General features: G+C 35.7%; 4 protein-coding genes and 1 pseudogene. 3 read left to right on the forward strand and 2 right to left on the reverse strand.

From position 1 onward, the window contains the following. Positions 1–317 precede the first annotated feature (317 nt). Positions 318–2354, reverse strand: coding sequence for an HD domain-containing protein (locus tag MUW73_RS03910; protein WP_243018277.1), 2037 nt, complete (start codon positions 2352–2354; stop codon positions 318–320). 63 nt (positions 2355–2417) lie between these two features. Beyond that, a complete protein-coding gene (locus MUW73_RS03915) occupies positions 2418–3851 on the reverse strand; it encodes a sodium:solute symporter family protein (protein ID WP_243018276.1) in 1434 nt (477 codons plus the stop codon). Positions 3852–4334: 483 nt separating this feature from the next. Between MUW73_RS03915 and MUW73_RS03920 the strand changes: the two genes are divergently transcribed. The 3 genes and pseudogenes from MUW73_RS03920 to MUW73_RS03930 form a co-directional block, all read left to right on the forward strand. Next, entirely contained in the window at positions 4335–4595 is a 261-nt protein-coding gene (locus MUW73_RS03920) for a hypothetical protein (protein WP_243018275.1), read from the forward strand. Positions 4596–4899: 304 nt separating this feature from the next. Then, a pseudogene (locus tag MUW73_RS03925) lies at positions 4900–5178 on the forward strand (Rpn family recombination-promoting nuclease/putative transposase); the annotation flags it as partial. Beyond that, positions 5175–5773, forward strand: a 599-nt coding sequence (locus MUW73_RS03930) for an Rpn family recombination-promoting nuclease/putative transposase (protein WP_243575278.1), incomplete at its 3' end; no start/stop codon positions are given. The pseudogene MUW73_RS03925 and the gene MUW73_RS03930, both read left to right, overlap by 4 nt.

Consider the following 5773-nt stretch of genomic DNA (forward strand, 5'->3'; position numbering starts at 1 on the left):
GACGCCATTGGGTGAACAGAAACAAGGATTAAAATGTACGAATTTAACTCATTATTTATAACATCAGTTATTAATTTATACTAAGCAAGATATAACAGATAATGAGTTCTAATTAACTTATTTTTTTTAAGAGCATTTTTCTTGTCATTTCGTCTTATCAGATGGATCACGAACTTATGAGGTAACTAAGTTATTATTTTGTTTTCCAACTTTTCCGAGCTGTTATACGCTTAGCGTGCTTTATTTTCAGCTTCCTAACGTGACCCCTAAAACTAAGATATAAGTAACATGAAAAATTTATTTTATTTTTATGTTTTTTATCCTTTACCTATACTTCTATCCTTACAAGAATTTAGTGCGGTTTTCGCTGCTACTTCTAATGCTTCTCCTATCTCTGGTCCCAAGTATTGATTGGCTATGGGAATATCTATCGTGAGGGTTTCTTTCGCCATATGCTGAACCTCTGTTAAATAGAGATAATCAGCTGCATGACGTAAATCATAAAGCCGCTCAGCTAGTTTGATAAAAAGAACAGAGAGTTGTACATGATCTTCTTTAAGCGCTTTTTCCAGTCGATTCTGTACACAGAGCAAAGAAGGATCATCTAACTCTTCCCGTTTGTCTATCTTTACTACATTAGACACAAAAGCGTAAACCCCTAAATTATAATGTGCTTTGATGTAAGAAAGAGGCAGAGAAGTACGACGTACCAATTCGTAGAGCAAAGAGGCATAAATTACTTTAGGTGAGTGAAAAACCCAGTCTACCACTATTTCGGCAATCCCTACCGCACGAACATAAAATAATTGTCCTGAGCTATGGCGCTTAAAGCCAAAATGTTGCCGTAGCAATAGAAGCAACCCTGAAATGGTTTTTATATCAATAGGCGCCTCTTTAGATACATATTTACAGATATGGTCATGGAACTGCATTAAGGCCATCATAGAATCGGCTTGTTCTTTAGGGGTGACAGGAGCATCTGAGGTTAAGGAGTCTAAAGGAAATGCAACAGTCATCTTATCTCTAATATCAGTCACATCACTAGGTAAAACGAGCAATATAGTAGGCTGCTTTTCATGAGTATAAAGTTCCAAATAGCCATAATGGGCATGCACCATACTAGATAGGGTATCTTGCTCCAGATCTATGGATGGTGGCTCATAGTTCAACTTTTTAGGGTCCATAGGATTCAGTTCATCATAGCAGGACTTTACTTTTGGAAGCACATCAGAAGCAGTAGTAGCCTGACTGACTACCAGGGCAGTAGCTTGAAACTCCATAAAGGTAGGACGAGTGTTGTCAATAGCATCCGCTTGCTTAAACCGCAAAGTGGTAGGATGGAGTTGTATTCGAACAATCGGTGCATGCGGACCTTCTAACCTACCAATTCGTAGAACAGCCTTAACCAATAAATAAACGACTTGATGAATATCGCATATAATATAAGGGGATGGTTCTTGATCAGAACTATTTATGATTTCTACCAATAGCCTAGGGGGTGTACCTATCTCTTGAGCTAAAGCCACTTCTACCTTACGCATGAGCTTATCTAAGGTAATTTTAGTAGGTTGCAGCAAGGCATGTTCTTTGACTTTTTCCCTTCTGTTAAAATAAGTGACCCAATCGTACAACTTATTAATAATACTTTGAAAGTCTTCCTTAAAAAGGGGGGTATCCTTATCTAAAAACGAGATAGACTCCTCCACTTTACGGACTACTTGCTCTAAAATAAAGCCATAACTTTTAGCAACAGGCGCATGATTAGAAGGGACCAAAGTCGCATCATAGAGAGAGGCCTTGAGTTGTTGACCGGACCTAATCTGTTCCTGATCTTTTAGGTAAAAATTTTGTCTCATAAGATTACCTTGCTGAACTCTCAAGCAGATAATAATCGCAAAGAGAAATAAGCTCGCTAGCAATAGCGGCAATAAGGAGTACAATAGTGGATAAGAAACGCCAATAGAGATCGGATAAATAGCTATTAACAAGGTAACTGTTATAACGGCTATCGCTAGATCAAGTGGCAAGCTCCATAACATTATGGCAAAATGGGTAAAAGAGAGGGATAGCTTAAAGATTGGGTCTACCGAATGGGAACAATTCCAAAGCAAGTTTAAAGGAAAATAAACCACTAACCCAATTAGCCAAACCAGTCCATTGGGTAGGCCTCTTATTCTTTTAGAGTTATCATAAATAAAGGGATACCCTACAAAAAAAGCGGCTACTATAAGTTGAATCATAAGCGAAGAACCATTATTGGCAACAAGGGATATAAAATGCGTTACTAAGCTAGTAATGGCCAGGTAGACTCCGATACATACGATGGTGGTATGACTCGGTTTGAGCTTAGCCAAAGCGGCCTTTCTATTGGCCCAGCTATTTTTTATCGCTTCTTTCCGTTCTGCTCGCTTACGCGCCTATTCTTGTTGCACTTGTTTAAAATCGCTATCTGGTCCAACCCAACCTGCACTTTTGGGTTGTTTCAAGAGATAGTGAGCAGCCATCATGGCTAGACCATTGGCTAGCATCGCAATAAACGAGCCGTCTATGCCTGTTGAAGGTTCAATGAATTGATTCCAAGCTAGAATGGTTAATAGACCAGTAGCCATGCCGATTAAAGCGGTACGGCAAGTACCTCGAAATCCAAAAACTGCTAAAATAAAAGGAGCTGTGACGATAGGTATAGCACAATCAAGGGACCAATACATTAATAATAGCAGATCTTTACAACGAAAAGCCAACAACATAGCGAATAAACCTACCACTAGTGTGGTCCATCTAGCTATTTTAAGTTGATGTGAATCAGAAATTTCTTTTTTATTTTGTAAGGTTCTCAGGATATCATGGCTAAACATAACAGAGCAAGCATTCAAACAAGAATCAGCTGTAGACATCGTCATAGCAAGTAAACTAAGAGTAATAAACCCCTTGAAAATAGGCGGAAGATGAGTTATTATATACCCCCAAACTTGTGATTTAGATAAATTAGGTGCTCCTACAAAAACTAATAAGCCAACTAGAACGATAAAAGAAGCTATAATAAATCTAAAAATAGTAGCATACAAAAAAACTTTTTGAGCCTGAATGGGGCCAGAAGACATGTACACCCGCTGCATAATATGGGGCTCTATGTAATCGACCATAAAAGATAGAAGTAGTAGAAAGATACTAAATAGTTTAGTATTAAATTGGAGCAGATTACTAAATTGAAATTTAGTTTCGCTTTGTAGGATAGACCCCATTTCTGTAATTGGTTTACCTAGCCTTACAAATACAAACCAAGCCAAAAGAGGAATGATAACTGAGAAAGTTAGAAATTGCAACACGTCTGTATAGGTAACAGCGCGAATACCACCAAAAGAGGAATAAAAAATAAGGAATAAGGTAGCAAAAACAGTCATTATAAGCGGGTCAAGCGCCCCTAAAGACATGCTAATAGCCTGAGATATTACATTAATTTGCATAGTAACTGTAATGATGCAATTGCATATGCCAACCAGCGCGGCAATAATCCTTGGATAGCTACCATAAATACTTCCTATTGTTTCTGCCATAGAGAGATGTTCCATAAATGACCCCATACGCAAGACTAACCTACTGATCGTCCAAAATCCAAAAGAACCCAACAATACAACAACTATCCACCATAAGCCTAGGTTATGGACACACTCCACGGTACGCAGTAATCCTCCTCCTCCATAAGTAGTAGCCAATACCGTAGCCACCAGCGTAGCGGTAGCAAATTGTTTATTCCCGACCGCATATTCTCGAAAAGTGGTTTTTTTTCTACTAAAATAAATCCCTACTACCAGTGTTAATACCAAAAAAGCGACCACTATATATAAGGGCATATTCAAACAAACCATAAAGCAAACATTAACAAGGTTAAAAAGTAATTACAGAACTGATCGATATATTATTGTATTGATCTTTATACAGAAATAAAAATACTGCCCTATATCCATTCACGACTGTGGTAGAGTTATGCACAAAAAGCAAAAACGCCCCTTGTAAAAATTGCGATCAGAAATTACCCCTTACAGGGGTCGCCTCTCAATAAAGCCAATTTTAATGGGCAAGATAATATTGAGGCTGCTGACTTTCTTAAGGAGAATTAAAACATTGGAGTTCATAAATATTTTTATAAGAAACAGAAAATCGTTTCCAAATACATCTTCAAAAGGACTAGCAATTACTGAGACAAAGCCCAAAGATGTAAAAGCTATACAAGAGTTTAATGCTTTATTTAATTTTCTGGTTAGTATTAATTTAGAATCAGATTAATACTAAATTATAACTATGATAACATCAAATTAAAATATAATAATATTAAAATGATATTAAAAATCGCTATTTCTAAAAAACTACCATCTTATGAACGTAAAGTAAGTGACCTTATCAACAAGGGTGATGCTGTATTTCATGATAATAAAAAAGAAGAGCGAATTATACAAAATATACAATTAAGATTACCTAATAGTCTAATTCAAAAAATTGATAATCAATGTACACATGGATACTATCAAGTAAAAAAATCTAGACATAGCTGGATATTGGATGCAATTATAGAGAAAATTGATAGGCAAAGTGTGTAATTAAGGTACTATGTAAAACCGTGTGTAAATAAACCTTATGTGGAACCATTTATCAAATTGCAATAGCAAGTTGGAACGTAGTGCTCATAGCAATACAACTAAAATTAGTTCATTTTTGTACTTTTTTAGAATTAAAATATTATATTTGTACTATAAAATACATTTAAGTAATTATTTCTTATTATTCCTTTCCAACTATTTGACGCTTCTTAAGCAGTTATCTCTATGAAAAAAGACTAAAACACGATGGACTTGCAAAAAGATCCTTTCCGATCCAGTAGCTGCTCAGTAATTTTTAAATCATTATTTACCAGAATCGTGTAAATCCTTATTGGATTTAACCAAGCTTAAGGTTGAAAAAGAATCATTTGTAGAGGAAAATTTAAAAGAAAAACTCAGTGATTTAGTCTTCTCTAGCAAGATGAAAATAAATCAAGAAGCGTTCATTTATACATTAATAGAAGGCGAAGTTAGTCCTAAGTATTGGATGGCATTTAAGTTATGGAAGTATATTTTTCTGTTACTCGAAAGGCACAAAACAAAAGAAAAAGCAGCTTTATTAACTAATACATTGATCACATGACTAAGAAAAAAGAGAAGGAAAAAGAAAATCAGGATACAGTTCATCACCCACACGACAAATTTTTTAAGCAAACATTTGGCACAAAAAGCGTAATATTATCGTTTCTAGAGGCCAATTTACCAAAAGAAATTTTCAGGCAAATAGATCAAGATAGTTTAATACTGGCCAATAGAGAGTTTGTGAGCGCTATAGGTAAAAATAGCAACAGTGATTGTATTTTTAAAGCGCTTATAAAGGGAACAGAGAACTACATCTATCTAAATCTAGAACATCAATCTAGTGAAGATCCATTAATGCTATTGAGATTTCTAGAATATAATGCACAATTAATTAGGCAACATCTTAGTGAGCATGACACCACATCTTTACCAGCTATCATCAATATCTGTTTGTACAATGGAAATAAGCCGTATAAAGGTCCTACTAATCTTCATGATTTATTTCCTAACCTAAAACAGGTAGAAAGCTATATGTTTGCAGGTTTTCAATTAGTAGACTTACACACCACAGCAAACGAAGAACTACTCAATTGGAAACAAGCAGCAGGAGCTGCCATGATACTTAAGCAAGGGATCCATAGAGACTTTTGTGAGTG

The organism is Candidatus Cardinium sp. cByotN1 (assembly GCF_022810525.1).
In the GTDB taxonomy this organism is placed as follows: Bacteria; Bacteroidota; Bacteroidia; order Cytophagales; family Amoebophilaceae; genus Cardinium.

Bases quoted from the DNA above. Each gene is read 5' to 3' on its own strand.
- MUW73_RS03915 (WP_243018276.1), bottom strand. From the start codon at position 3,851: ATGCCCTTATATATAGTGGTCGCTTTTTTGGTATTAACACTGGTAGTA.
- MUW73_RS03920 (WP_243018275.1), top strand. From the start codon at position 4,335: ATGATATTAAAAATCGCTATTTCTAAAAAACTACCATCTTATGAACGT.